General features: G+C 72.2%; 22 protein-coding genes. 10 read left to right on the forward strand and 12 right to left on the reverse strand.

Annotated elements, in window-relative coordinates; translation table 11 throughout:
• Positions 1-85 precede the first annotated feature (85 nt).
• Positions 86-2,188, forward strand: coding sequence for a RecQ family ATP-dependent DNA helicase (locus tag ACVFI9_RS17835; protein ID WP_474763515.1), 2,103 nt, complete (start codon positions 86-88; stop codon positions 2,186-2,188).
• Between the two features lie 18 nt (positions 2,189-2,206).
• On the opposite strand, the gene ACVFI9_RS17840 is transcribed toward ACVFI9_RS17835, so the two are convergent.
• The 7 genes from ACVFI9_RS17840 to ACVFI9_RS17870 form a co-directional block, all read right to left on the reverse strand.
• Complete coding sequence (locus tag ACVFI9_RS17840) at positions 2,207-2,593, reverse strand: RidA family protein (protein WP_474763516.1); 387 nt, start codon at positions 2,591-2,593, stop codon at positions 2,207-2,209.
• A 149-nt stretch (positions 2,594-2,742) separates the two neighbouring features.
• Complete coding sequence (gene paaZ, locus ACVFI9_RS17845) at positions 2,743-4,827, reverse strand: phenylacetic acid degradation bifunctional protein PaaZ (RefSeq protein ID WP_474763517.1); 2,085 nt, start codon at positions 4,825-4,827, stop codon at positions 2,743-2,745.
• A gap of 154 nt (positions 4,828-4,981) precedes the next feature.
• A complete protein-coding gene (locus ACVFI9_RS17850) occupies positions 4,982-5,794 on the reverse strand; it encodes a 3-hydroxyacyl-CoA dehydrogenase family protein (protein WP_474766305.1) in 813 nt (270 codons plus the stop codon).
• 53 nt (positions 5,795-5,847) lie between these two features.
• Positions 5,848-6,651: an enoyl-CoA hydratase/isomerase family protein gene (locus ACVFI9_RS17855; protein ID WP_474763518.1), complete on the reverse strand. Its 804-nt coding sequence runs from the start codon at positions 6,649-6,651 to the stop codon at positions 5,848-5,850.
• Positions 6,651-7,850, reverse strand: coding sequence for a thiolase family protein (locus ACVFI9_RS17860; protein ID WP_474763519.1), 1,200 nt, complete (start codon positions 7,848-7,850; stop codon positions 6,651-6,653). The genes ACVFI9_RS17855 and ACVFI9_RS17860 overlap by 1 nt, the downstream gene beginning before the upstream one ends.
• A 179-nt stretch (positions 7,851-8,029) precedes the next feature.
• Positions 8,030-8,404, reverse strand: coding sequence for a hypothetical protein (locus ACVFI9_RS17865; protein WP_474763520.1), 375 nt, complete (start codon positions 8,402-8,404; stop codon positions 8,030-8,032).
• A 258-nt stretch (positions 8,405-8,662) separates the two neighbouring features.
• Positions 8,663-10,615 (reverse strand): DEAD/DEAH box helicase, encoded by a 1,953-nt coding sequence (locus ACVFI9_RS17870; protein WP_474763521.1) that lies wholly within the window; start codon positions 10,613-10,615, stop codon positions 8,663-8,665.
• 271 nt (positions 10,616-10,886) lie between these two features.
• Between ACVFI9_RS17870 and ACVFI9_RS17875 the strand changes: the two genes are divergently transcribed.
• The 5 genes from ACVFI9_RS17875 to ACVFI9_RS17895 all read left to right on the forward strand — a co-directional run bounded on the left by ACVFI9_RS17875 (position 10,887) and on the right by ACVFI9_RS17895 (position 16,649).
• On the forward strand, positions 10,887-11,900 hold the full coding sequence (locus ACVFI9_RS17875) for an alpha/beta hydrolase (RefSeq protein WP_474763522.1): 1,014 nt from the start codon (positions 10,887-10,889) through the stop codon (positions 11,898-11,900).
• Positions 11,901-11,971: 71 nt separating this feature from the next.
• A complete protein-coding gene (locus ACVFI9_RS17880; protein WP_474763523.1) occupies positions 11,972-13,027 on the forward strand; it encodes a YihY/virulence factor BrkB family protein in 1,056 nt (351 codons plus the stop codon).
• 63 nt (positions 13,028-13,090) lie between these two features.
• Positions 13,091-14,449 (forward strand): sensor histidine kinase, encoded by a 1,359-nt coding sequence (locus tag ACVFI9_RS17885; RefSeq protein WP_474763524.1) that lies wholly within the window; start codon positions 13,091-13,093, stop codon positions 14,447-14,449.
• On the forward strand, positions 14,446-15,117 hold the full coding sequence (locus ACVFI9_RS17890) for a response regulator (RefSeq protein ID WP_474763525.1): 672 nt from the start codon (positions 14,446-14,448) through the stop codon (positions 15,115-15,117). The genes ACVFI9_RS17885 and ACVFI9_RS17890 overlap by 4 nt, the downstream gene beginning before the upstream one ends.
• A gap of 125 nt (positions 15,118-15,242) precedes the next feature.
• Entirely contained in the window at positions 15,243-16,649 is a 1,407-nt protein-coding gene (locus tag ACVFI9_RS17895) for an acyltransferase family protein (RefSeq protein WP_474763526.1), read from the forward strand.
• Here ACVFI9_RS17895 and ACVFI9_RS17900 read toward each other — a convergent pair.
• Genes ACVFI9_RS17900 through ACVFI9_RS17910 form a run of 3 tightly spaced genes read right to left on the reverse strand, consistent with a single transcriptional unit; the run spans position 16,589 to position 18,470 of the window.
• A complete protein-coding gene (locus tag ACVFI9_RS17900) occupies positions 16,589-17,386 on the reverse strand; it encodes an ABC transporter permease (RefSeq protein WP_474763527.1) in 798 nt (265 codons plus the stop codon). The two genes, ACVFI9_RS17895 and ACVFI9_RS17900, sit on opposite strands and share 61 nt — an antisense overlap.
• On the reverse strand, positions 17,383-18,108 hold the full coding sequence (locus tag ACVFI9_RS17905) for an ABC transporter ATP-binding protein (RefSeq protein WP_474763528.1): 726 nt from the start codon (positions 18,106-18,108) through the stop codon (positions 17,383-17,385). The genes ACVFI9_RS17900 and ACVFI9_RS17905 overlap by 4 nt, the downstream gene beginning before the upstream one ends.
• Positions 18,105-18,470, reverse strand: coding sequence for a hypothetical protein (locus ACVFI9_RS17910; protein ID WP_474763529.1), 366 nt, complete (start codon positions 18,468-18,470; stop codon positions 18,105-18,107). The genes ACVFI9_RS17905 and ACVFI9_RS17910 overlap by 4 nt, the downstream gene beginning before the upstream one ends.
• 80 nt (positions 18,471-18,550) lie before the next feature.
• On the opposite strand from ACVFI9_RS17910, the gene ACVFI9_RS17915 reads away from it, so the two are divergent.
• Complete coding sequence (locus tag ACVFI9_RS17915) at positions 18,551-19,078, forward strand: helix-turn-helix domain-containing protein (protein WP_474763530.1); 528 nt, start codon at positions 18,551-18,553, stop codon at positions 19,076-19,078.
• A gap of 40 nt (positions 19,079-19,118) precedes the next feature.
• Here ACVFI9_RS17915 and ACVFI9_RS17920 read toward each other — a convergent pair whose 3' ends face one another.
• Positions 19,119-20,063 carry an NADP-dependent oxidoreductase gene (locus ACVFI9_RS17920; protein WP_474763531.1) on the reverse strand — a complete coding sequence of 315 codons (945 nt, stop codon included), beginning with the start codon at positions 20,061-20,063 and terminating at the stop codon, positions 19,119-19,121.
• A 96-nt stretch (positions 20,064-20,159) separates the two neighbouring features.
• On the opposite strand from ACVFI9_RS17920, the gene ACVFI9_RS17925 reads away from it, so the two are divergent.
• Entirely contained in the window at positions 20,160-20,756 is a 597-nt protein-coding gene (locus tag ACVFI9_RS17925; RefSeq protein WP_474763532.1) for an antibiotic biosynthesis monooxygenase, read from the forward strand.
• Here ACVFI9_RS17925 and ACVFI9_RS17930 read toward each other — a convergent pair.
• Positions 20,716-21,582, reverse strand: a complete 867-nt coding sequence (locus ACVFI9_RS17930; RefSeq protein ID WP_474763533.1) for an IclR family transcriptional regulator — start codon at positions 21,580-21,582, stop codon at positions 20,716-20,718. The genes ACVFI9_RS17925 and ACVFI9_RS17930 overlap by 41 nt on opposite strands.
• Positions 21,583-21,731: 149 nt before the next feature.
• Between ACVFI9_RS17930 and hutH the strand changes: the two genes are divergently transcribed.
• Complete coding sequence (gene hutH, locus ACVFI9_RS17935; protein WP_474763534.1) at positions 21,732-23,396, forward strand: histidine ammonia-lyase; 1,665 nt, start codon at positions 21,732-21,734, stop codon at positions 23,394-23,396.
• A gap of 200 nt (positions 23,397-23,596) precedes the next feature.
• Positions 23,597-25,015, forward strand: a complete 1,419-nt coding sequence (locus ACVFI9_RS17940) for a M23 family metallopeptidase (RefSeq protein ID WP_474763535.1) — start codon at positions 23,597-23,599, stop codon at positions 25,013-25,015.
• The last annotated feature ends 62 nt before the right edge of the window (positions 25,016-25,077 follow it).

A 25,077-nucleotide genomic window follows, 5' to 3' on the forward strand; every position in this document is an offset into this window, starting at 1 on the left:
GTTGGGTCCATTCTCCTGCACAGGCTGATGGCGCTGTCCTGGACAGTCTGACGACGTTGTCAGCGGGATCGGCCAGAGTTGGGGGATGACGCTCGCCACCGCCTCCACCGACCTCCGCGCCTCCGCGCTCGCGGCGCTGCGCGAACTCGTCGGACGCGGCGACGCCGAGTTCCACGAGGGGCAGTTCGAGGCCATCGAGGCACTCGTCGCCGGGCGACGCCGCGCTCTCGTGGTGCAGCGCACGGGCTGGGGCAAGTCGGCGGTCTACTTCGTCGCCACGCTGCTGCTGCGGCGGCAGGGCGCCGGGCCGACCGTGCTGGTGTCGCCGCTGCTCGCGCTCATGCGCGACCAGATCGCGGCCGCCGAACGGGCTGGCGTGCGCGCCGTTGCGATCAACTCCACGAACCCGCACGAGTGGGCCGATGTGCAGTCGCGGCTCGCCGCCGACGAGGTCGACGTTCTGCTCGTCTCGCCCGAGCGGCTCAACAACCCGGGCTTCCGCGAGCAGCAGCTGCCCGCGCTCGTGCGACGCATCGGCATGCTCGTGGTCGACGAGGCGCACTGCATCAGCGACTGGGGCCACGACTTCCGGCCCGACTACCGGCGGCTCCGCGACCTCATCGCCGAGATCCCGGTCGACGTGCCGGTGCTCGCGACGACGGCGACGGCGAACAGCCGGGTGGTGGCGGATGTCGCGGAGCAGCTCGGCTCGTCGGGCGACGTGCTCACCATCCGGGGTCCGCTCGCCCGCACGTCGCTCCGGCTCGGCGTGCTGCGGCTGCCCGACGCCCCGACGCGGCTCGCGTGGCTCCTCAGCCATCTCGACGACCTGCCCGGATCGGGCATCATCTACACGCTCACGGTCTCGGCGGCGAACGACACCGCACGACTGCTGCGCGAGCGCGGACACGACGTGCGGGCCTACACCGGCCAGACCGACCCCGACGAGCGCGAGGAGTCCGAGGGTCTGCTCAAGCGCAACGAGGTGAAGGCGCTCGTCGCCACCAGCGCGCTCGGCATGGGCTTCGACAAGCCCGACCTCGGCTTCGTGCTGCACCTCGGCGCGCCCTCGTCACCGGTCGCCTACTACCAGCAGGTCGGTCGCGCAGGCCGCGCGAGCGAGAGTGCCGACGTGCTGCTGCTGCCGGGCACCGAGGACCGGGCGATCTGGCACTACTTCGCCACGGCCTCGATGCCCGACGAGGAGCGCGCCCGCCGGGTCATCGACGAGCTCTCCGACGTGCCGCTCTCGACGCCTGCCCTCGAGGCACGCGTCGACATCCGCCGCACCCCGCTCGAGTTGCTGCTCAAGGTGCTCGACGTCGACGGCGCGGTGCGGAAGGTGCAAGGCGGTTGGGTCGCCACCGGCGAGCCGTGGACGTACGACGCCGATCGCTACGCACGCATCGCGGCCGAGCGCGAGGCCGAACAGCAGCACATGATCGAGTACGAGACGACGAGCGGATGCCGCATGGAGTTCCTCCAGCGCTCTCTCGATGACGAGACGGCGGCACCGTGCGGGCGCTGCGACAGCTGCGTCGGCGCATGGTACCCGGGCGACCTCGCCGAGGGCGCCGCGGACGCGGCATCCGTCGCCCTCGATCGGGTCGGCGTGCCCATCGAGCCGCGACGCGCCTGGCCGACGGGGGCCGACCGGCTCGGCGTGCCCGTGAAGGGCCGCATCACGCCGGGCGAACAGGCGAGCGAGGGTCGCGCACTCGCCCGGCTCACCGACCTCGGCTGGGGCGGCACGCTGCGCGAGCTCTTCGCGGCAGGCGCGACGGATGCCCCGGTGTCATCGCAGGTGCTCGCGGCGTGCGTGCGCGTGCTCGCCGAGTGGGGCTGGACCGAGCGTCCGGTGGCGGTGGTCTCGGTGCCCTCGCGGTCGCGCCCCCTACTCGTCGATTCGCTTGCGCGTGGCCTCGCCGAAGTGGGGCGGCTCCCGTACCTCGGCTCGCTCACGGCCGTCGACGGCGGGCCGACGGGGCAGCCGGGCGGCAACAGCGCGTTCCGGCTCGCCGGGGTCTGGAACCGCTTCTCGGCCGGGGGGCTCGAGGTGCCGCCCGGCGGCATCCTCCTCGTCGACGACCTGGCCGACAGCCGGTGGACCCTCACCGTCGCCGCCCGCGAGCTCCGCGCAGCGGGCGCCACCGAGGTGTTGCCGTTCGTGTTGGCGCTGCGCGGGTGATCGGACGCGGTATGGCGGTCACAGCGCCGCGATCGCGTCGACCTCGATGCTCGCTCCCCTGACCAACGACTGCACGCCGATCAACGAGCTCGCCGGAGGTTTCTCCACGTCCATGATCCGGTCGCGTACCTCGCGGAACACCCTGAGCCGCTCATCGTCGAGATGCGCGATGTAGACGCTGATCCTGACCACATCGGCGAACTGCGCACCTCCGGCGGTCAAGGCGCGCTCCAGCTCGCGCAGGCTGAGCTCGACCGCGCGTGCGAAGTCGACGGGTACCGAGCCGTCCTCCTCGAACCCCACGGCGCCGGATACGAAGAGGAGGTCACCCGCGGAGACGCGCACACTGTCGGAGATCCCGGGGAAGTTCGATGACGGAATCCGTTCGATCCGTTCAGCACTCATGGACCCAGATCCTACGCGCGCTGCGACATCCGCCAGCCCCGGGCCCGGACCCGGACCCGACCTTCCCGCGAGTGTTCACGTCCGACCCCGGGTGATGACGGTTCCGGGGCTCTGCGGTCGTGGAGCGTTGACACTCGGGAACGATCGGGTCACGCGGTCTGCGGCGCCTGCTGCTTCGCCACGAGCGTGAGCACGTCGTACGTCGCCACGATCTCGTCGTTCTGGTTCTTCAGCACCGCGTCCCACCGCACCTCTCCGTACTCGTCGGTCTCGCGCGGCGAGATCTCCTTGGCGGTGAGCTCGACGCGGATCGAGTCGCCGGGCGACACGGGCGTGATGAAGCGCAGGTTCTCGAGCCCGTAGTTCGCAAGCACGGGCCCGGGTGCGGCGTCGACGAAGAGCCCGGCCGCCCACGACACGAGCAGGTAGCCGTGCGCGACGCGGCCCGGGAAGAACGGATTCGCGGCGGCGGCCTCCTCGTCCATGTGCGCGTAGAACGTGTCGCCCGTGAAGTTCGCGAACGTCTCGATGTCCTCGAGCGTCACGGTACGCGACTTGCTCACCACCTGGTCGCCGATGCGGAGCTCGGCGAGCGACTTGCGGAACGGGTGCTCGCCGTCGGGCCGCGACGCCGCCCCCTGGTGCCACACGCCGGTGAGCGCGGTGAGCATCTCCGGCGACCCCTGCACGGCCGTGCGCTGCATGTGGTGCAGCACGGCGCGGATGCCGCCGAGCTCCTCCCCGCCACCTGCCCGACCGGGACCACCGTGCACGAGGTTCGGCAGCGGCGAGCCATGGCCGGTCGACGAGCGGGCGTCGTCGCGGTCGAGGAACAGCACGCGTCCGTTGTACGCCGCGATGCCGCCCGCGAGCGCCACTGCGACCTCGGGGTCGTGCGTCGCGACGCTCGTCACGAGCGAGCCGCCGCCCCGGGCCACGAGCCGAACGGCGTCGTCGACGGTCTCGTAGCCGACGATCGACGCCACCGGCCCGAACGCCTCGACCTCGTGCAGCGCGGGGCTCGAGGCATCCGCGAACCGCAGTAGCATCGGGGCCACGAACGCACCGTCGGATGCCTCGCCGGTGTTGCCGTCGGCACGTATGACGCTCGGGGCATCCATCGATCCGATGACGAGCTCGCCGCCGGCCGCCTCGAGCCTGCCGACCTGGCGCAGCACCTCGTCACGCTGCCCCATCGAGGCGAGCGGACCCATGGTCACGCCCTCGGCGCGCGGGTCGCCGAGCACCACCCGCTCCTCGATGCGCGCCCGCACCGCCTCGATCACGTCGTCGACGGATGCCGCGGGCACGACCGCCCGCCGGATGGCCGTGCACTTCTGACCGGCCTTGCTCGTCATCTCGACCACGAGCTGCTTGACGTATGCGTCGAACTCCGGCGTGCCGGCAACGGCATCCGTGCCGAGCACCGACGCGTTGATCGAGTCGGTCTCGCTCGTGAACCGCACCCCGCCGGTCTGCACGGAGTCGTGGGCGCGCAGGCGCTCCGCCGTCGACGCCGAGCCCGTGAAGGCGACGAGGTCGCCGAGCCGCAGGTGCTCGAAGAGGTCGGGCACGCTGCCCGACACGAGCTGCAGCGAGCCGTCGGGAAGCAGCCCCGAGTCCACGAGGATGCGCACGTAGGCCTCGGCCACGTAGCCGGTCGGGGTCGCGGGCTTCACGAGCGTCGGCACGCCGGCGAGGAACGCCGGCGCGAACTTCTCGAGCGAGCCCCACACCGGGAAGTTGAAGGCGTTGATCTGCACCGCCACGCCGGGCAGCCGGGTGTAAATATGCCGACCAAGGAATGAACCGTCCTTCGAGAGGTTCTCGACGGGTCCGTCGATGTACACCTTGGCGTTCGGCATCTCCCGTCGGCCCTTGCCCGAGTAGTTGAAGAGCACGCCGATGCCGCCGTCGATGTCGACCCACGAGTCCTGCTTCGTGGCACCCGTGCGACTCGAGAGCTCGTAGAGCTCGGCCTTGCGCTCGGTGAGCGCGAGCGCCATCTGCTTGAGCAGCACCGCACGCTGGTGGAAGGTCAGCTCGCCGAGCGAGCGCTGGCCCACCGTGCGGGCGTGCTCGAGCGCGCCGGCGAGGTCGAGGCCCTCGGTCGAGACGCGCGCCACCACCTCGCCCGTCGACGCGTCGCGCACCTCGGTCGCGGATGCCGCTGCGGCCGCATCCGGCGTCCACCACTGGCCGTTCACGTAGCTCGGCAGGATCTCGGTGGTCATCATGCTCCTTTCAAGGGGGAGCCGGATGCTCCCCTGCGCCAGTTCCGCGGGCGGTGCGCCACTTCAGGTGGCGCAGACGCCGCGGAAGTGGCGCGATGCGTGTGGGTGGGTCGGTGGGTCGGGCCGCCGCTCACGGCGCGTCCCACAGGTACGCTCACGGGGCGTCCCACAGGTAGAAGCCCTCGCCGCTCTTGCGGCCGAGCTTGCCCTCGGCGACCATGCGGCGCAGCAGCGTTGGCGGCTCGAAGCGCTCGCCGAGCGTCGACGAGAGGTACTCGGCGATGCCGAGGCGCACGTCGAGCCCGACGATGTCGGTGAGCCGCAGCGGACCCACCGGATGCTTGTAGCCGAGCGTCATCGCGTTGTCGATGTCCTCGGCGCTGGCGACGCCGTCCTCGAGCATGCGGATGGCCTCGAGCCCGAGGGCGACTCCGAGCCGCGACGACGCGAAGCCCGGGGCATCCGTGACGACGATGGGCGTCTTGCCGATGGCGTCGACCCACTCCCGCGCCTCGGCCACGAGCACCCCGTCGGTCGCGTCGCCGCGCACGATCTCGACGAGCTGCGACGCGGGGACCGGGTTGAAGAAGTGCATGCCGAGGAACCGCGACGGGCGCTCGAGCAGCGCGGCCAGCTGGTCGATCGAGATCGACGACGTGTTCGACGCCAGAGCGGCGTCGGGTGCGAGCACGGCCTCCACGCGGGTCAGGGCGTCGATCTTGAGGTCGAGGTCTTCGGGCACGGCCTCGACGACGAGGCCGCAACGGGCGAAGTCGGCGACATCGGTGCTCGTGGCGAAACGAGCGCCGATGACGGCGGCATCCTCGTCGGCGGTTCCGCGGGCGACGGATGCCGCGACCGACTCGAGCACCCGCGTCGACGCCGCGCCCGCGGCATCCGCGTCGCGTTCGACGACCGTGACCCGGGAGCCCGCCAGCAGGAACGCGTGCGCGATGCCCGCGCCCATGCGCCCGCCGCCGAGCACGCCGACGTCGGATGGGGCTCCGGTGTTGGTCTCGCTCACTTCTTCCGCCTCTCGAGGAACTCGGTCATGCGTCGGTACTTCTCGGGGCTCTCGAAGAGCACGGCCTGCTCCTCGAGGTCGGCCGCGGGGTGCGCCTCGCGGGGCGCGCGGAACACGCGCTTCGTGGCGATGGTCGCGGCGCGGTCGTTGCGCGCGATGCGATCGGCGATGGCATGCGCGGCCGGCAGCAGCTCGTCGGCCGGGTGCACCTCGGTGACGAGGCCGATCTCGAGCGCCTCCTCGGCGCCGATCGCGCGGCCGGTGAGCAGCAGCTCGATGGCACGCGCGTCGCCCACGATCTCCTTCAGGCGCCAGCTCGCGCCCGCGGCGGCGATGATGCCGAGCCCGGTCTCGGGGTTGCCGATCTTCAGCGACGGCGTGGCGATGCGGATGTCGGCGGCGTACGCGAGTTCGGCGCCGCCGCCGAGCGCGTACCCGTCGAGCGCGGCGATCACCGGCATCGGCAGTTCGGCGACGCGCACGAACGCGTTGGCGTTGATGCCGGCACGGGCATCGTCGGCCCGCCGCTCGCGCAGCTGCGCGATGTCGGCGCCCGACGCGAACACGCCGCCCGCGCCGACGAGGATCAGGGTGCGCGGATCCGCCTCGAGCTCGGCGCAGAGCGCGTGCAGTGCATCGATGGTGGCCTGGTCGATGGCGTTGCGGACCGACGGGCGATTGAGCGTCGCCACGACGCGATCGTCGCGCCGCTCGACGAGGAGCGGGCCCCCGTTCGCTGAGCTCGTCGAAGCGAACGATGCCCCTTCGACCGGCTCAGGGAGCTGACCATTCACGGTCATCACACGCGCTCCACGATGAGCGCGGTGCCCTGTCCGACACCCACACACATGGTGGCGAGTCCGTAACGCGAGTCCTCGCGCTCCATGCGACCGAGGAGCGTCACGACGAGCCGGGAGCCCGACGAGCCGAGCGGATGCCCCAGCGCGATCGCGCCACCGTCGGCGTTGACGCGCGTGGCGTCGAGGTGCAGCCGTCGCATCGACGCGATCGACTGGGTGGCGAAGGCCTCATTGAGCTCGATGGAGCCGAGGTCGTGCACCGTGAGGCCCGCCCGGGCGAGCGCCTTCTCGGTCGCGGGTACCGGGCCGAGGCCCATGATCTCAGGAGCGAGTCCGGCCGATGCGCCGACCACGATGCGCGCGCGCGGCGTGAGCCCGTAGCGCTCGACCGCCTCCGCGCTCGCGACGACGATCGCGGATGCCCCGTCGTTCAGCGCGCTCGAGTTGCCGGCCGTCACGACCGACCCGCCCGGGACGACCGCGCGCAGCCCGGCGAGCACCTCGAGCGTCGTCTCGGGACGCGGCCCCTCGTCGACGAGCACCTCGCCGCGAGCGGTGGGCACCCCGACGATCTCGGCTTCGAAGCGCCCGGCCTCGATGGCCGCGACCGCCCGCTGCTGCGAGAGCAGGGCGAACGCGTCGGCCTCCTCGCGGGTGATGCCGTCGAGCCGGGCGACCTCCTCGGCCGTCTCGGGCATGGAGTAGGTCGCCTTGTCGCGGGCCAGGAGCTTCGGGTTCGGGAAGCGCCAGCCGATCGACGTGTCGTACGCGGCGCCAGGCTTCGCCCACGCCTTCTCGGGCTTGGCCTGCACCCACGGCGCGCGAGTCATCGACTCGACGCCGCCGGCGACGATGAGGTCGGCATCGCCCGCGCGGATCGCCTGCGCGGCCATGGTGATCGCCGACATGCCCGAGGCGCAGAGGCGGTTCACCGTGATGCCGGGCACCGTGTCGGGAAGCCCAGCGAGCAGTACCGACATCCGGGCGACGTTGCGGTTGTCCTCGCCGGCCTGGTTCGCGGCGCCGAGGATGACCTCGTCGATCGCGCCGGACGCGATCTCATCGGTATCGAGGCCCGCGCGGCGCAGCGCCTCGCCGACGACGAGCGCCGCCAGGTCGTCTGGTCGCACGCTCGCGAGCACGCCGCCGTAGCGACCGACCGGAGTCCGCACTCCACCGACGAGGTAGGCCTCCGCCATGTTCCACTCCTGACCGCGTTGTCCGTGATGGATCGATCACGCCCAGACTAGGCGTTCGCCCGCAATCCGGGCAGGAATTAGTGACCGACCGTTCAGGAGGTAATTATGGCAAACGGATGCCCCGACCGCCACTCGGCCGGGGCATCCGTGTCATCCGTTCCGGTGGATCGCCGCGCCGCTCAGCCGGCGCTGGCCAGCCGCTCGTCGGCCGTGCCACGAACTGCGCCGCCCACCGCAGCGTCCCACACCGACGTCAGCGCAGCGTACTCCTCGGCGGTGAGTTCGGCCTCGAACGAACGCGCCAGCCCGGTCCACCACAACGCCGTGATGGCCGGGAGCTGCTCACCGCTGTACCCGCTGTCGCGGATCGACTCCAGCACCGCCTCGCGGATCATGATGCCGACGGCGCCGCCGTCGTCGAGGCGCGTGAGCTTCTCGCGCGCTGCCCGATACGCAGGATCGCGACGAAGCCGCCGCGTGTCGGTCTGCGCCTGGGCGAGTCGTGCGAAGTCGTCCGCGTCGAGCGTCCGCAGTTTCCGAAGGAATCCTTCCATCGTTGCGACCTTCCTTTCACGTGACCCACCAGAATAGCCCAGATCGGAGAAAATCTCCCGGTCAGGCAGGAAATGACTTTCCGGCGCGAGTGGGCTATGGTCGAGGGTTCATGTCGGACGAGCGGGCCGCGAAGCGCGAGAAGGCGCAGAAGCGAGAGAAGGCGCAGGAGGGCGTCCTCCGCCCCCGCGAGGGTGCCTGAGCCCGAGTGCCCGCTCCTCGGAGGAGCGGGCATTCGGACGATCAGCTGAGCGGATGCCTCAGACGGCGAGCTGCTCGTCGGCCGATGCGGCGACGGCGAAGGGGTCGTCGCCGAGCGCGACCCGCTCGAACGCCACATCGATCTCGGCCCGACCGAGCAGGTCGGTCATCCGGCGCTGGCGGTTGCCCGGGATGAGCGTCACGACACGACCCTCCTTGCCGGCGCGACCCGTGCGACCCGCGCGGTGCAGGTACGTCTTGTACTCGTCGGGCGCGTCGGCCTGGATGACGAGATCGATGTCATCGACGTGGATGCCGCGGGCCGCGACATCCGTGGCCACCAGCACGTTCACCCGACCGCTCGTGAGCTGCTGCAGGTTGCGCGTTCGGCGCGACTGGTTGAGGTCGCCGTGCAGGGCGACCGCACGGATGCCGTAGTCCTCGAGGTGCTCGGTGAGGTCCTCGGCGAAGGCGCGCGTGCGGCTGAAGACGAGCGTCTTGCCCTCGCGGTTCGCCAGCTGGGCGACGATGTCGCGCTTCTCGCGGTTCTCGATGATGAACACCCGGTGCTCGATCGTCGAGGACGCCTGGTCTTCGCCAGCGACCTCGTGCACCGCCGGGTCGACGAGGAACTCGTCGACGAGCTCGGCGACTCCCGTGTCGAGCGTGGCCGAGAAGAGCAGCTTCTGGCCGCCGTCGGCGGTGCGGCGCAGGATGCGCTGCACGGGCTCGAGGAAGCCGAGGTCGCACATGTGGTCGGCCTCGTCGACCACCGTGACGACGACCTCGGAGAGGTCGAGGCGGCGCTGCTCGATGAGGTCTTCGATGCGGCCGGGGGTGCCGATCACGATGTCGACGCCGCGCTGCAGTGCGCCCACCTGACGGCCCTGGGGCACGCCGCCGTAGATCTGCGTCGTGAAGAGGCCGACGCTCTGCGCGATCGGCTGCACCGTGCGATCGATCTGCAGCGCGAGCTCGCGGGTCGGCGCGAGGATGAGCGCCCGGGGCTTGCGGCCCATCTGGCGCTTCACGCGACCGCCCCCTGAGCCTGCCGAAGCGCCCGACTCGGCCCAGAGCTGCATGAGCCGCTCGACCGTGGGGGCGCCGAACGCGATGGTCTTGCCCGAACCGGTCCTGCCGCGACCGAGCACGTCACGACCCTCGAGAACGACGGGGATCGTGGCAGCCTGGATCGGGAACGGCGACTCCGCGCCGAGCTCCTTCAACGCGCGCACGACGTTGCCGCCGAGACCGAGGTCGGCGAACGTCACGCCGTCGACCTCTTCGGCCTGGATGGCCTCGGCCTCGAGGCGCTCGAGCACCACGTCGTCGGCGGGCGAGGAGCGGGCCTGGTCCTTGGCGGGGTAGAAGTCGGACGCGCGGCGGCCCGACTCGTTGAAGCCGGGACGGTCGAACTCGCGACGAGGCGCACGGTCGTCTCGGTCGTACCGACGGGCGGGGCGGTCGGTGCGAACGGGGCGGTCGGTACGAGCGGGGCGATCGTTCCGGTCGTACGAGCGCGCGGGGCGGTCGTCGCGGTCGCGACGGGGCGCACGGTCATCGCGGTCGAAGGAGCGGGTGGGCCGGTCCTCGCGGTAGTGCGGGCGCGCCGGGCGGTCACCGCGGTCGAACTCGCGGCGAGGGGCGCGATCGTCGCGGCCGTACGCGCGGGGGGCGCGGTCGCTCCGGTCGTTGCGGTCGTTGCGGTCGCCACGGGCCGCGCGGCCGTCACGGTCGTCGCGACGAGCGGGGCGCTCACCCGCACGGACGTCACGGCCGTCGCGATCGGCCCGGTGCGGCGTGCGGCCGGCGGCGACGCGCTCGTCACGCGTCCAGCGCTCCTTGCGCGGGACGTCCGTCTCCTCGGGGCGGTAGCCGCGGTGACCGGCGCTGCGCGAACCGGGCTTGGCCGATCCGGCGCGAGCCGGGCCGCCCTTCGAACCGCCCTTCGCGTACGAGGGGTCGAAGTTGCGGGCAGGGCGTCCGCCTGCGGGCTTCTTGTTCTTGGGCATGGTCGTGCTTCCTGGGTTGTACTCGTGTACATGGCAGTACCGCTGCGGGCGCAGCACACTGAGAACCCGGAACATCGTCGACCGGGGCCGTTCACATACGGTGACTATCCGAGGCCGCTGCCTCGGAACCGGCCCTTCAGACTCACAAACCCATCCGCGCACTGCGCGGTGTCCAGAACCGACTCGGCTACGATACCCGATCCCGGCTGGGAAAGCGCCCGGCGACCCGAACGTGAGGTAGCATCACTCCACCCCTGAACCCGGAGCCGGTGTGACCTCGACCCGAATCGCAGGCGGCACCGGCATCCGCGCCAGGCGGATCACGGCGGCCGCGCTCGCCGTCATCGCTGCCGTCGTCGGCATCGGCGCGCTCTCGGGATTCCACCTGCCGCTGCGCGAGATCGACCCGCAGGGCCCCGATGTCGCGAGCGAGATCGCGAGCGCGCAGACCATCGGCATCCGCACGTTCACCGCCCCGGCGGGGCTCGACGTGCAGGCCGACCTCGAGTACGGCGCTCGCCAGGACGGCACGCTCCTCACCCTCGACGTGTGCGCACCGCCGGCCGAGGCGCTCACGCCGTCGCGTCCTGCGGTGGTGTCGATCCACGGAGGCAGCTGGGCACGCGGCGACAAGGCGAACGCCGACTGGCGGAACGTCTGCCTGTGGCTGGCCAGCGAGGGCTTCGTCGCGGCATCCGTCAACTACCGGCTCGTGCCCGACGTGCGATTCCCGGCCGCGATCGAGGATGTCGCGCTGGCCGTGGAGTGGCTGCGGGCGCCCGAACAGGTCGAGCGGTTCGGCATCGACCCGGCGCATATCGGCGTGTTCGGGGGGTCAGCCGGAGGCAACCTCGCTGCGCTCCTCGGCACCACGGGCGAGGGACCCCTCGATGTGGGATCGCGCGTTGCCGCGGTCGCCGAACTCTCGGGCCCCGTCGGGCTCACTCCGGCCGAGCTCGTGGCCGACGGCGCCACGCCGTGGCTCCTCGGCATCGTCGGCGACTACCTCGACTGCGAGCCGGGCGCGAGCCTCGAGGTGTGCCCCCAGGCTGCGGATGCCTCGCCGTCGACGTTCCTCGATCCGACCGACCCGCCCGTCTTCATCGGGCACGCCGAGCAGGAGGCGGTGCCGATCGGGCAGTCGCAGCGCTTCGCGTCCGCCCTCGCACTCGCCGGTGTGCCGGTGGAGCTCGCGATCGTGCCGGGCGACGAGCACTCGATCGGCATCCTCGACGAGGCGCTCCGCGCACGGGTCGCCGCGTTCCTGCACGCGCACCTCGGCTGAGGCATCCGCAAGCCCTGCCGCAGAAGGCGACGACGGTCATAGGCTCACGTCAGGACCCACCCGGAGGCACCATGTCCGAACCCGATTCCCCGGTGCAGCTCTCGCGCGAGGACTGGCGGGTGATCCTCACCCGCACGCTGCACGAGTACCGCATCCACCAGGTGATCGACCTCGCGTCCGCGCTCACCTACTCGGTCGTACTGGCGACCTTCCCGGCGCTCATCGCGCTCCTCGCCCTGATCGGCATCGTGGGCAGTGCGGAGGAGGTCGCGTCCGAGGTGCTGAAGGTCATCGACACGCTGGCCGTCGCCTCCGCCATGGGGCCGCTCCGCGAGATCGTCGAGCAGCTGCTGGATGCCTCGCACGCGGCCACCGCGTTCGTGATCGGCGTGCTCGGCGCGGTGTGGGCGACCTCGGGCTTCATCGGGGCATTCGGACGCGGCATGAACCGCATCTACCGCGTCGAGGAGGGCCGGAGGTTCTGGCTCATGCAGCTCAAGATGGTCGGTGTCGCCGCGGTCGTGCTCGTGCTGATGACCGTCGTGGTGCTCGCCCTGCTGCTCACGGGCCCGGCCGCCGACTCCGCGGCCCGTGCGCTCGGCCTCGACGAGGGCATCGTGTTCTGGTGGGATCTCGGAAAGGTCCCGGTGCTCGCCGTCATCGGCATCGTCGTCATCGCACTGCTCTACTGGGCCGCCCCCAACGTGAAACGGGGTCACCTGCGCTGGTTCAGCGTCGGCGCGGGCGTGGCGCTCCTGTCATGGGTCGGCACGACGACCCTCTTCGGCGCCTTCGCGTTCACCTTCGGCACCTTCGAGGGCACCTACCGCGGCCTCGGCGTCGTGGTGGCGTTCCTGCTCTGGATCTGGCTCTCGAATCTCGCGCTGCTGTTCGGCGCCGTGCTCGACACCGAAGTCGAGCGCGCACGGCAGCTCCGTGCCGGCATCGCGGCGGAGGAACGGGTTCAGCTCCCGCTCCGGAGCGAGCGACGCATCGAGCGGAACCGCGCCCAACGAGCAGCGGACATCGCGGCATCCGCCGGGATGCGGGCCGCGGCCGAACGGGAAGCGGCGGAGGACGCCGGGCGGCCCGGCGGAACGGATGTCTCGCACCCCGTACCACGGTAGGGATCGCGGATGGCTCCGCAGGGGGATGCACCCGCGAGGCACGCGTGACAGGCTGCTGCCACCATGGACGACCAGCACCGGAACCAGGATCAGCGCGAGCGGGTGACACCTGCGCCCGTACCGCCCCCCGCGCCGCGGCCGGCACAGGCCTCACGGCCGAAGGCGCCGACGCCGGCGCCGACCCCTGCCGACGAGCGGCAGTTCCGCGCCTGGATGTGGGTCGCGACGTCGTTGCTCGCGGTCCTCCTCGTGGCGGTGTCGGTGCCCCTCGCGGCGACCCTGTACGGCGTGCACCTGCTCGCCGCGTTCGCCACGAGCCTCATGCTGGCCGGCGCACTGCCGCTCGCGGTGCGTTGGCCCTGGATCGCGGGAGCTGTGGCGACCGCCGGCCTGCTGTGGTTCGCGATCCTCTCGGCCGGCTCCGCGGGGGCCCCGTGGCCCTGGCCGGTGACCACGATCATCTCGCAGGGCGCACTGCTCATCGTGCTCGGCCTCATGCGCGCCTGGTGGGTGGGCCTCTCGGTCTGGATCGCCGGAGTCGTCGTCTCGACGCCGTTCGCCTTCGCCGACCTCGGCGCGGCAGCGAACCTCGTCACGGCCAGCGCGGTCACTGCGCTCGCCTTCGCGGTGGCGCTGCTCGTCGCCCAGCGCCGGCTCATCGGCGAGGAGCTCTTCCGCGCACGTGCCGACACCGCGTCCGAGCAGCAGCGGCGCGTGCTCGTCGAGGAGCGCAATCGCATCGCCCGGGAATTGCACGATGTCGTCGCGCACGGCCTGTCCATCATCCACGTGCAGGCGACGAGTGCGCCGTACCGCGTCGCCGGCCTGAACGACGCGGCGAAGTCGGAGTTCGCCGAGATCGCGGCCTCCGCCCGCTCGGCAATGACCGAGATGCGGCAACTCCTCGGGGTGCTCCGCAGTGCGGAGGCGGCACCTGACACCGCGCCGCAACCGGGCTTGCGGGAGCTGCCCGCGCTCGTGGCATCCGTCGAACGCGCCGGGGTCCCCGTGACGCTCGAGCTCGGCGGCGGGCTGCCCGAGTCGGGGCTCGCCGCGACGAGCGCCTACCGCATCGTGCAGGAGGCCCTCTCGAACGTCGTGCGCCACGCCCCCGGTGCGACCACCCACGTGACCGTCGAGGTGCTCGCCGACGACCTCGTCGTCGCGGTCGAGAACGAGCCGGCGACGGACGCTCCGGCGCCCGACGCGACCGGCGGAGGCCACGACCTCGTCGTCGCGGTCGAGAACGAGCCGGCGACGGAGGCTCCGGCGCCCGACGCGACCGGCGGAGGCCACGGCCTCGTCGGCATCGGCGAGCGCGCGACGCTCCTCGGCGGCAGCGCCGAGTACGGGCGTACGGCGGGTGGGGGTTACCGTGTTCTCGCGACCCTTCCACTCGGGCCGGACGGAGGTTCCACGTGACGATCACGGTGCTCGTCGCCGACGACCAGGCGATGGTGCGTGCCGGGTTCGCGGCGGTGCTGGCCGCCCAGCCCGGCATCGACGTCGTGGGGCAGGCCGGCGACGGCGCCGAGGCGGTGGCGCTCGCGCACGAGCTGCGTCCCGACGTCGTCGTCATGGACGTGCGGATGCCGCAGCTGAACGGCATCGAGGCGACCCGCGCCCTGCAGACGCCGCCGCGCAGGTCCGACTACGTGCCGCGCGTGCTCATGCTCACGACGTTCGACATCGACGAGTACGTGTACGAGGCGCTCCGCGCGGGTGCGAGCGGATTCCTGCTGAAGGACGCGACGCCCGAGGAGCTCACCGCGGCCGTGCGCGTCGTCGCGGCTGGCGACGCCCTGCTGGCGCCGAGCGTGACCCGGCGGCTCATCGAGGACTTCGCCCGATCGGCTCCGCGGCCTCGGCCGTCGACCACACGGCTGGGCGACCTGACCGAACGCGAACGCGAGGTGCTCACGCTCGTCGGCCGTGGCATGTCGAACAGCGAGATCGCCGCGGCGCTCTTCATCGCCGAGCAGACGGTGAAGACCCACGTCTCGAAGATCCTGCAGAAGCTCGGCCTGCGCGACCGCGTGCACGCCGTGGTGCTCGCGTACGACACCGGGCTCGTCCAGCCCGGCGGCTGATCCGTCCGCCGGGACCCGTACCCCGGTATGGGTCCGGAACGACCCCACCGGGTGATGTGCCGTCCGGAACCGCGTCCGTAACCTGCCCCCACATGGCGGAGGGACCGCCCGGATGGAGCACGATCATGACCGACACCCTGGCACGTCCGGCAGGGGCATCCGCTCGCGACGAGGCATCCGATCGGCCGCGTTCCGGAGTCGCGCGCGATGCGAGCGTCGACGCGATCCGCGTCGTGCTGCTCGTGGTCGTGTTCGCCCTGCACGCCATGATGTTCGGCGTGACCATGGGCCCCGACGGGCCCGTGCTCGAGAACGCCCTCGAGCGCCAGGCGTGGTTCGGCCCGGTGAGCTGGGTCGTCCAGATCATGCCGCTCTTCTTCATCGCCGGCGGCTTCTCGAGCTTCCACCACTGGCGATCGATGCGCTCGCGCGGTGCCACGCCGGCCGACTACGTGCGTGGCCGCCTGGGCCGGTTGGTGCGTCCGCTGATCGCGGTCGTGGTCGTGGTCGCGACGGGACTCGTCGCGCTCTCGCTCGCCGGGGTGCCGGCGGAGGTCGTGGCCACCGCGGGATTCCGCATCGGCCAGCCGCTGTGGTTCCTCGCCGTGTACGTCGCGATCTCGGCCTTGGTGCCGGTCATGGTGCGTGCCCACGAACGAGCGCGCGTGCTCACCCCGCTCGCGCTCCTCGCCGGGGTCGTCGCCGTCGACGTCGTGCGACTCTCGACGGGCATCGAGGCGATCGGCCTCGCGAACCTCCTTCTGGTGTGGCTGCTCGTGCAGCAGCTCGGGTTCCACCTCGCCGACGGCGGACTCGACGGGCTCGCGCGCGGCACGCTCTGGGGCATCGCGAGCGGTGCGCTCGCGCTCCTCGCCGTGCTCACGGTCGTCGGGCCCTACTCGGTCGACATGTACGAGAACCTCAACCCGCCGACCGTCGGTCTCGTCGTGCTCGGCGTCGCGCAACTCACGCTCTTCCAGCTGGCACGTCCGCGCATCCGTGCCTTCGTCGAGCGGGCGGATGCCTCGCGCGCCATCGCCGCGGTCGGCGAGCGTGCCATGACCGTGTACCTGTGGCACATGCCCGTGCTCGTGGCGCTGGCCGGTGTGCTGCTCATCTCGAACGCGACGTTCGGATTCGCGCTTCCCGAACCGCTGAGTTTCGCGTGGTGGGCGTCCCGTCCGCTCTGGCTCGGGGTGGGCGCGGCCGTCGTGGTGCCCGTGGTACTCGTGTTCGCGCGGTTCGAGCGGGGTCGGATGCCCCGGGCCCGGTCGACCGCGGCATCCGTCGTGTCGCCCGTGGCATCGGGGCCGACCGGCAACTCCGCGTGGTGGACCGCGCTCGACGCCATGTGCGGCGTAGCCGGCGTGGCCGTCGTCCTGGCCATGGGATTCGGGCCGCTGCAGGCGATCACCGCGCTCGTGCTGCTCACGATCGCGCTGCAGGGCAGCCGCGCGATGCTCACCGCGGTTCAGCGGAGGTCGCGCCGCAGCGGGATGGCGATGGCCAGCCACGCGGCCGCGGCAGCGTAGCCCAGGAGGACGAGCGCGCCACCGAGCGGCCCGATCGTCGCCGGATCGCCGACCGGGAGTTGTGAGGCGATCGCATCGCCGAGGAACGTGAAGTCCGTCAGCGCGGCGGTCGCACCGCCCGGGAGGAAGCCGTGGATCAGGTTGACGCCCGGGATGATCAGCAGCACATGCTCGAGGAAGTAGAAATATCCGAGCACGATGCCGACGGCGAGGAGCTGGTGCCGGGCGAGGGCGCCGATGGCGACGCCGAGGAGCATGTAGACGACGGCGGCCAGTGCCGATCGGGCGAGCAGCGCGACGACTGCGAGGACCGGGACGCCGAGTTCGACGCCCTGCACGGCCGCGCCGGCGACGACGGCGAGTCCGGCGAATGTCGATGCCACGAACCCGTAGGCAGCGCCGAGTGCGCCGAAGACGAGGAGCTTCGCGGCCAGCACGCGTCCGCGGCGCGGCGCGGCGAGGAAGGTCGTGCCGATGGTGCGATGCCGATACTCGCCGGTGACGGCGATGGTGCCGATCAGGGCCGGTACGAACAGCAGCAGGCCGCCCATGCCGACGATGATGCTGACGCCCTCGGCGGTGTCGAGTCCGGGCAGCGGCGGTGTCGCGTTCTCAGGTCCGACGAGCGCGAGCAGACCGGTGAGGCCGCCGCCGCAGCAGGCGGCGAGGATCAACGTCCGACCCGGCAGGCGGGTCGCGAAGAGCTTGGCGAACTCGCCGCGGATCAGCCGGGTCATGGGTGCGCTCCTTCGGCTCCGGTGGTCAGTTCGAGGAATGCGGCCTCGAGGCTCGCGCCGCGCTCGGTGAACTCGGTGAGGGGGCCGGTCCAGGTGACTCGCCCTCGGTCGATGAGCACCAGGTCGTCGATGCCGTGCTGCAGCTCGGTGAGGACGTGGCTCGAGAGGAGCACGGTGCCTCCGCGTGCCGCGAACTCGCGGAGGAACGTGCGCAGCCAGACGATCCCGGCCGGGTCGAGCCCGTTGGAGGGTTCGTCGAGCACGAGCGCGACGGGGTCGCCGAGCAGTGCCGTGGCGAGCGACAGCCGCTGCCGCATGCCGGTGGAGAACGAACCCACCCGGCGATCGAGGTACGCCGAGATTCCGGTGAGTTCGGCGACCCGGCTCACCCGGTGGCGGTCATGGCCGCCGAGGGCGCAGAAGGTGCCGAGGTGTCCACGGGCCGTCATCGCCGGGTGGGCCGCGGCGAGATCGAGTACCGCTCCGACCGTTCCGGTGGGGTCGGGGAGGTCGCGGTAGGGGATGCCGCCGATGAGCGCCGTCCCGGTATCGGGCCGCGTGAGTCCCAGCAGCATCCGGAGCGTCGTGGACTTGCCGGCGCCGTTCGGGCCGAGGAAGCCGGTGACCCTGCCCGCCCGCGCGACGAAGGTGACGTCACGCACGGCGTCGACGTCGCCGATCCGCTTGGCGAGACCGGCCGCCTCGATCGAGATGCCGGTCATCGGCGGGCCTCGCGCCCGAGCGCGCCGAGCACGGAATGCGGGTCGGCGACGCTCAGGAGCAGCTCGTCGAACTCCTCCCCGGCCGCGCGTCCCGTCAACCCGATGCGCAGCAGGGGAATGCCGCGGCGCATGGCGACGAGTCGATGCACACCCGACGGATGACGGAAGGTGCCGAGCTTGATGCTGCCCGAGACGACCAGCCCCGAGCGCAGGCCGAGCATCTCGGAGCTCCATCCGGGGAGGAGCTCGACGGCGGTGATGGCGCGGCGGTCGATGCTCAGGCGCGAGCGCCCGGTCATCCACGCCTCCCAGCCGGGGAAGTCGACGTGCACAGCGGAGGCGTCGACGTGGATCGTGGTCATGGAGACGGGTCCCTTCGGTGGCATACTCGGTACACCCATTGAGAATGTTCTCATCATGAGAATAGTCAGGACGGAGGACGATGCGCAAGTCATCACTGGTCGCCGACGTCGTCATGCACCCCGTGCGGCTGCGGATCATCCAACAGGTGGGCGCTGGTGAGGCCACCACATCGGAACTCCGTCGCGCACTGCCCGACGTGTCCCAGGCCACGCTCTATCGGCATGTCGCCGCACTCGTCGATGCCGGCATCCTCTCGGTCGTCGAGGAACGTCGGGTGCGCGGCGCCATCGAGCGCACCCTCGCCCTCGGCGAGCGCATGGCGCACGTGGATCATGCGGAGCTGAGCGCGATGGACGCCCGCAAACTGCAGCAGGCGTTCCTCACCTTCCTCGGGCACCTCGGCGAGACCTTCGATCGGGCGACCGCCGCCGGCGATCCGGCCTTCCGCGACTTCCTGGGCTTCGGGGCGGTGCAGTTGCGCGTCACGACCGAGGATCTCGCCGACATCCAGACGCGACTCGGCGAGTTGCTCGCTCCCTACATGGCCGCCGACGGCGACGAGCGGCGAACCGTCACCCTCGCCACCATCCTCATTCCGGAGGGGTGACGCGACCGGGTCGGCTCTGGAAGCCGTGCTCCCGGTCGGCTCAGGGAATGAGCACGATCTTCCCGCGCGGGTGACCCGCCTCGCTCTCGCGCTGCGCGTCGGCCGCCTGGGCGAGCGGGTACCTGGAGGAGATCTCGACGTAGAACCGGCCCTCGGCCGCGAGCCGTGCCGCCTCGGCGACCCCCTCGGCGCGCAGTCGCCGCTCCTCGGGGCCCATGGTGGAGGGGATCGCGCTCGACCAGGTGCGGATGCCGAGTGCGTCGGCGTCGGCCATGCGCACGATCGTCGCGATGCGCGAGTGGTCGGGAACGAGTTCGAGGCACGCCTCGATGGCCTCGTCCGTGCCGGCCGCGTCGAGTGCGACGTCGTAGCCGTCGAACGCGGACGAGCGCAGGCGGTCCAGCAGGCCCGGCCCGTAGGTCACGGGCACCGCGCCGAGCCGGCGCAGCAGCTCGTGGTTCGCGGGAGACGCCGTGGCCACGACGCTCGCCCCCCATTCCTGTGCGAACTGGATGGCCGCCATGCCGACCGCACCGGCTCCGGCGTGCAGGAGGAGCGTCTCGCCCTCGCGCAGCCCGAGCGAACGCAGCACCTGATAGGCGGTGCCCGCGGGGATGCCGAGCGCCGCGGCCTCCTCGAATCCGAGTCCCGACGGCATCGGCAGGAACTTCTCTGGCGTCACCACGACATGGCTCGCGTACGTGCCCGAGGCGCCGTGCACGACGACGGCATCGCCCACCTGCACCCCCTCGACACCGTCGCCGACCTCGACGACCACGCCTGCGGCGTCCGCTCCGATGCCGACCGGCTCGCTGAAGTCGAGGCTTCCGCGCGTGCCGCTGCGGATCTTGGAGTCGACCGGGTTCACGCCGGCGGCACGTACCTCGACGACCACGGCGCCGGCGGGCGCCTCGGGCACCGGACCCTCGACCAGGGTGAGCACCTCGGGACCACCGTGCTCGCTGAATCGGATGAACCGGGCCATCGTCGCCTCCTCGTCGTGTCGCCGTCGCGCCGTCGCGCCGGGTTTCAACGCTAGCCCGTTTCGCGCGCAGGGGCCGCCGTGCGGTGGGATGGACCCATGGGCGAACCGATCACCGTCTCGATCCGCCGCGAGGTCGACCCCGAGCGCATCGCCGAGGCGACGGCATGGGTGCAGACCGGGGTGAACCTCGCGAGCACGTACCCGGGCTTCCTCGGCTCGGGCTGGGTGCGCGCGGGCGAGACGTCGCACGTCTGGCACATGCTCTACCGCTTCGCGAACGAGCGCGCCCTCGAGTCGTGGGAGCAGTCGTCGGAACGCGCGTGGTGGCTCTCGATGGGCGAGGGCTTCGTGCGCTCCGAGCGCAGCCGTCGTCGCACCGGCATCGAGGGCTGGTTCGACGATCCCGCGACCGGATCGGTGCCCGCGACGGATGCCGCGGCATCCGGTTCAGCGGGCGGAACCGAGGTCTCGGCCGCGCCGCCGCGCTGGAAGCAGGCGATCACGATCTGGCTCGGATTCTTCCCCGCGAACCTGCTCTTCGCCTACCTCGTCGCCCCCGTGCCCGGATGGAGCGAGCTGCCGATCTGGCTGCGCGCGCTCGGGACGACGGTCGTGCTCACGCCGATCATGACGTACTGGGTGCTCCCGTGGATCACGCGGGCGCTGCGCGACTGGTTGCACCGGCCGCGCTGACGCTCCGGCCCCGATCGGGCGCGGATCGGGGGCGCTGCGCCACGCCGCGCTCTCGCGCGCCGAGGATCCGCTTCGAGAGGGCCGCCGCCGCCTCCTGCACGGCCGGCACGACGAGCGGCTGCAGCTCGGACGACGACTCCTCGGGATACGTCACCGCGATGGCCGCCGCGGGCCAGCCCAGGTGGTCGAGCACGGCGACGCCCACCGAGCCGAGCCCCTCGGTGACCTCGCCGTGCTCTCCGGCCCAGCCCTGCTCGCGCACCGTCGCGAGCACGCGCTTGAGCCGGCCGTAGCTCCACTCGTCCTCGGCGTCCGCCTCGGGCTGCGGATGCCGCGACGCGAACGCCGCCCGATCGGGATACAGCGCGCGCAGCTGGGCCGCGGGCAGGGCGGCGAGCATCGCGCGACCGGTCGCCGTGAGGTGAGCGGGCAGCCGCACCCCGACGTCGGTCACGAGCGACGGACGGCGGGGCGCTCGCTCCTCGACGAGGTAGAGCACGTCACGTCCGTGCAGCACCCCGAGGTGGCCGGACTCGCCCAACCGGTCGACGAGCCCGGCCACGAGCGGGCGCCCGAGCCGCGCGAGCGGTTGCTGACGGCTGAAGCCGCTCGAGAGCTCGAACGCGGCGATGCCGAGGCCGTACCGGCGCTCCTCGGGGAGGTGCACCACGAAGCCGCGGTCCTGCAGCACCGCGAGCAGGTGGTACACGGTCGAGCGGGGCAGGTCGAGCGCGCTCGCGATGGTCGCGGCGGGCACCGGCCCGCGCTGCGCCGAGAGGTGCGTGAGGATCGCGAGCGCCTGGTCGGCCGCCGGCACCTTGGACACCTGGGCCTCCTGTGCTTCCCCTCTCCGGCGCGGTCGTCCGTGCACGCGGTGGAGGGACGGGACCAGCCTACCCGCGTGGTCTGGGATCCCGGACGGATGCCTCGGGCGCGGCGTTCCCCGAGCGGTCGGCGCGGTGTGGAATCGGAGGCATGAGCACCAGCGCGCCCACGCCCGCCCGCGCCGTCGCGGCATCCCTTCGACAGGCTCAGGACATCGCCGTCACCGTCGGCACCGGGCCGCTCACGATCGACGACGTCGTCGCCGTGGCCCGGCACGGGGCATCCGTCACCCTCGACCCGGCCGCCCTCGACGGCGTCGCCGCCAGCCGCGCGATCATCGAGGGTCTGGCCGCCGACCCCGAACCGCACTACGGCATCTCGACCGGATTCGGGGCCCTCGCGACGACGTTCATCGCCGAGGACCGCCGCGCCCAGCTGCAGGCGAGCCTCGTGCGCTCGCACGCCGCCGGATCGGGCGCGGAGGTCGAGCGCGAGGTCGTCCGCGCCCTCATGCTGCTGCGGCTCTCGACGCTCATGACCGGCCGCACGGGCGTGCGCCGCGAGACGGCGGAGACGTACGCGGCGATCCTCAACGCCGGCATCACGCCGGTCGTTCGGGAGTACGGCTCGCTCGGCTGCTCGGGCGACCTCGCGCCGCTCGCGCACTGCGCGCTCGTGGCGATGGGCGAGGGCGAGGTGCGGGTGGCTTCGCTCCCAGAGCCCGTCGAAGGGAGCACCGGCGCTTCCCAGCCGGTCGCTTCGACAGGCTCAGCGACCGAGGCGACCGTCCCCGCGGCTGAGGCCCTCGCCGCCGCCGGCATCACGCCGCTGCGGCTCGGTGAGAAGGAGGGCCTCGCCCTCATCAACGGCACCGACGGGATGCTCGGCATGCTGGCGCTCGCGATCGACGACCTGCGAATGCTCCTCACGACCGCCGACGTCGCGGCCGCCATGAGCGTCGAGGGGCTGCTCGGCACCGACGCCGTGTTCGCCGAGGACCTGCATGCGCTCCGCCCGCAGCGCGGGCAGGCGGCATCCGCATCGAATCTCCGGCGGCTGCTCGCCGTGTCGCCCATCGTCGCGAGCCACAAGGGTCCGGAATGCACGCGTGTGCAGGACGCCTACTCGCTGCGGTGCGCGCCGCAGGTGCACGGCGCCGCGCGCGACACGCTCGCGCACGCGGCATCCGTCGCCGAGGCCGAGCTGGCGAGCGCGATCGACAACCCGGTGCTCACGCTCGACGGACGCGTCGAGTCCAACGGCAACTTCCACGGCGCACCGATCGGGTACGTGCTCGACTTCCTCGCGATCGCGGTGGCGGATGTCGCGAGCATGAGCGAGCGGCGCACCGACCGGTTCCTCGACCGCGGGCGCAACCAGGGGCTTCCGCCGTTCCTGGCGCACGAGGTCGGCGTCGACTCGGGGCTGATGATCGCGCAGTACACCGCGGCCGGGATCGTGTCGGAGCTGAAGCGACTGGCCGTGCCGGCCTCCGTCGACTCCATCCCCTCATCGGCGATGCAGGAGGACCACGTGTCCATGGGCTGGGCCGCGGCGCGCAAGCTGCGGCGGGCGATCGACGGACTCACGCGCGTGCTCGCGATCGAGGTGATGACGGCGGCGCGCGGGCTGCAGCTGCGGGCGCCGCTGTCGCCGGGCCGATCCACGGGCGCCGTCGTCTCGCTCGTCGAGGGGGTCGGCGGCGTGCCCGGCCCCGACCGATTCCTCGCGCCCGAGATCGAGGCGATCGGCGGACTGGTGGCATCCGGTGACGTGGTCGCGGCAGCGTCGGCAGCCGTCGGCGAGCTCGCCTGAGCGGTTCGCTCGAGCCCGCGTGCCCCGAAGAGGGGCCGGATTCCCCGGACGCTGGGGTGTTGTCTCGCTCGGGGCCCGGTGCAAGACTGGACGGGATCGACTCCCGGGTCGACCGCCGAACGGAATATATGACGCCCGATCGCATGCACTTCGCCCCACAACGCCCGTGGTACTCACGCGGCGCTCGGCGAGGCGCGGTCGTGGCCACCGTCACCGCGGTCGCACTGTTCGGCTTCTGCGGCGTGAGCCCCGCCTACGCCGAGGAAGTCCTGCCGACCGATCCTGCGGCCACCACGGAGCCCGCACCGACCACCGAGCCGACGCCGACCGAGGAGCCGACGCCGACTGAGGAGCCGACGCCGACCGAGCCCACGCCGACCACCGAGCCGACGCCCACCGAGGAGCCGCCGCCTCCCACCGAGGAGCCGCCACCGCCGACCGAGGAGCCGCCGCCGACGGAGCCTCCGCCGACCGAGCCGCCACCGACGGAGCCCCCGCCGACCGAGCCGCCACCGGCCACGGGCGAACCCACGCCACCGCCCGCGACGAGCACCCCGCTGCCGAGCGCGCCCCTGACCTTCTCCGGTGACGGACCAGTGGTTCGCGCGACCACGCGCGCCAGTGTCCCGAAGGTGGAGTCCGCGGCCCTCGCCGCCGCTCGCGCCAAGCTCGATCGCGCCGTGGCCGCGCTCCGCGAGGCGGAGGCCGCCCTCGCCGACGCACGCTCCACGCGGGAGGCCGCTCGCGCGGTGGCCGAGGTCCTGCAGGAGGCCGCCGACGAGGCGCAGCATCGAGCCGACGCCGCGGGCCGCGTGTACTTCGCCGCCGCGCAGGGCGACGGCACCACCATCTCGTCGATGGACGCCGTCTTCGGCGCCGGCAACGATCTGCTCGCCGGCCTCGGCGGAGTCGCACGCGTCGCCCAGGTGCACGGTGATGCCGAGAAGCTCCTCGAGATCGCGGAGTCACGCGCGAAGGAGGCCGACGCTGCGCAGGAGCGCGCCGACTCGGCCATGGCCGCGGTGGACGCGGTGCCGGTCGAAGCCCTCGAGGCCGAGGTGACGGAGGCCGAACGCGAGGTCGCCGAGGCCCGGCGGGCCCTCGCCCAGGCCCAGTCGCAGGTCGCCGACCAGAGCCGGCTCGCCTCGAGCGGCGACACGTCGCTGATCGCCTCCCTGCCGACCGACGCCGGGCAGCTCAGCGACCAGGGCTGGGCGCTTCCGGTCGCGGGCCGGTTGACCGACGGCTTCGGCCCGAGGCCGAACAAGCCGATCGCGGGCGTCAACGACTTCCACCGCGGCACGGACCTCTCGGCCTCGTGCGGCTCGCCGATCTTCGCCGCGACCAGCGGCACCGTCGTGCAGGCCGGTCGCAACGGCACCTACGGCAACTGGGTCCTGATCGACCACGGATCGAACGTCTCGACCGGGTACGCGCACCTCATCGAGGGCGGCATCGCCGTCTCCCCCGGCGAGAGCGTCGCGGCCGGGCAGTTGATCGGCGCCGTGGGGTCGACGGGCGCATCGACCGGATGCCACCTGCACTTCGAGGTGCGCCTCGGCGGCATCGCGGTCGACGCGATCCCGTTCATGGCCGCCCGCGGCATCACCCTCGGCTGAGCGCACCCCGCTGGTTGAGGAGCGCCGACGAAGCCGCGCGACTCGAAACCCGCGCGTCTCGG

This window comes from Agromyces sp. NSFZ (assembly GCF_056156205.1).

Coding starts and splice junctions, on each gene's coding strand:
- ACVFI9_RS17885 (WP_474763524.1), top strand. CDS start 13,091: ATGGACGACCAGCACCGGAACCAGGATCAGCGCGAGCGGGTGACACCT.
- ACVFI9_RS17855 (WP_474763518.1), bottom strand. CDS start 6,651: ATGACCGTGAATGGTCAGCTCCCTGAGCCGGTCGAAGGGGCATCGTTC.
- ACVFI9_RS17920 (WP_474763531.1), bottom strand. CDS start 20,063: ATGGCCCGGTTCATCCGATTCAGCGAGCACGGTGGTCCCGAGGTGCTC.
- ACVFI9_RS17835 (WP_474763515.1), top strand. CDS start 86: ATGACGCTCGCCACCGCCTCCACCGACCTCCGCGCCTCCGCGCTCGCG.
- ACVFI9_RS17900 (WP_474763527.1), bottom strand. CDS start 17,386: ATGACCCGGCTGATCCGCGGCGAGTTCGCCAAGCTCTTCGCGACCCGC.
- paaZ (WP_474763517.1), bottom strand. CDS start 4,827: ATGACCACCGAGATCCTGCCGAGCTACGTGAACGGCCAGTGGTGGACG.
- ACVFI9_RS17850 (WP_474766305.1), bottom strand. CDS start 5,794: ATGGGCGCGGGCATCGCGCACGCGTTCCTGCTGGCGGGCTCCCGGGTC.
- ACVFI9_RS17915 (WP_474763530.1), top strand. CDS start 18,551: ATGCGCAAGTCATCACTGGTCGCCGACGTCGTCATGCACCCCGTGCGG.
- ACVFI9_RS17910 (WP_474763529.1), bottom strand. CDS start 18,470: ATGACCACGATCCACGTCGACGCCTCCGCTGTGCACGTCGACTTCCCC.
- ACVFI9_RS17870 (WP_474763521.1), bottom strand. CDS start 10,615: ATGCCCAAGAACAAGAAGCCCGCAGGCGGACGCCCTGCCCGCAACTTC.
- ACVFI9_RS17880 (WP_474763523.1), top strand. CDS start 11,972: ATGTCCGAACCCGATTCCCCGGTGCAGCTCTCGCGCGAGGACTGGCGG.
- hutH (WP_474763534.1), top strand. CDS start 21,732: ATGAGCACCAGCGCGCCCACGCCCGCCCGCGCCGTCGCGGCATCCCTT.
- ACVFI9_RS17895 (WP_474763526.1), top strand. CDS start 15,243: ATGACCGACACCCTGGCACGTCCGGCAGGGGCATCCGCTCGCGACGAG.
- ACVFI9_RS17925 (WP_474763532.1), top strand. CDS start 20,160: ATGGGCGAACCGATCACCGTCTCGATCCGCCGCGAGGTCGACCCCGAG.
- ACVFI9_RS17905 (WP_474763528.1), bottom strand. CDS start 18,108: ATGACCGGCATCTCGATCGAGGCGGCCGGTCTCGCCAAGCGGATCGGC.
- ACVFI9_RS17860 (WP_474763519.1), bottom strand. CDS start 7,850: ATGGCGGAGGCCTACCTCGTCGGTGGAGTGCGGACTCCGGTCGGTCGC.
- ACVFI9_RS17865 (WP_474763520.1), bottom strand. CDS start 8,404: ATGGAAGGATTCCTTCGGAAACTGCGGACGCTCGACGCGGACGACTTC.
- ACVFI9_RS17840 (WP_474763516.1), bottom strand. CDS start 2,593: ATGAGTGCTGAACGGATCGAACGGATTCCGTCATCGAACTTCCCCGGG.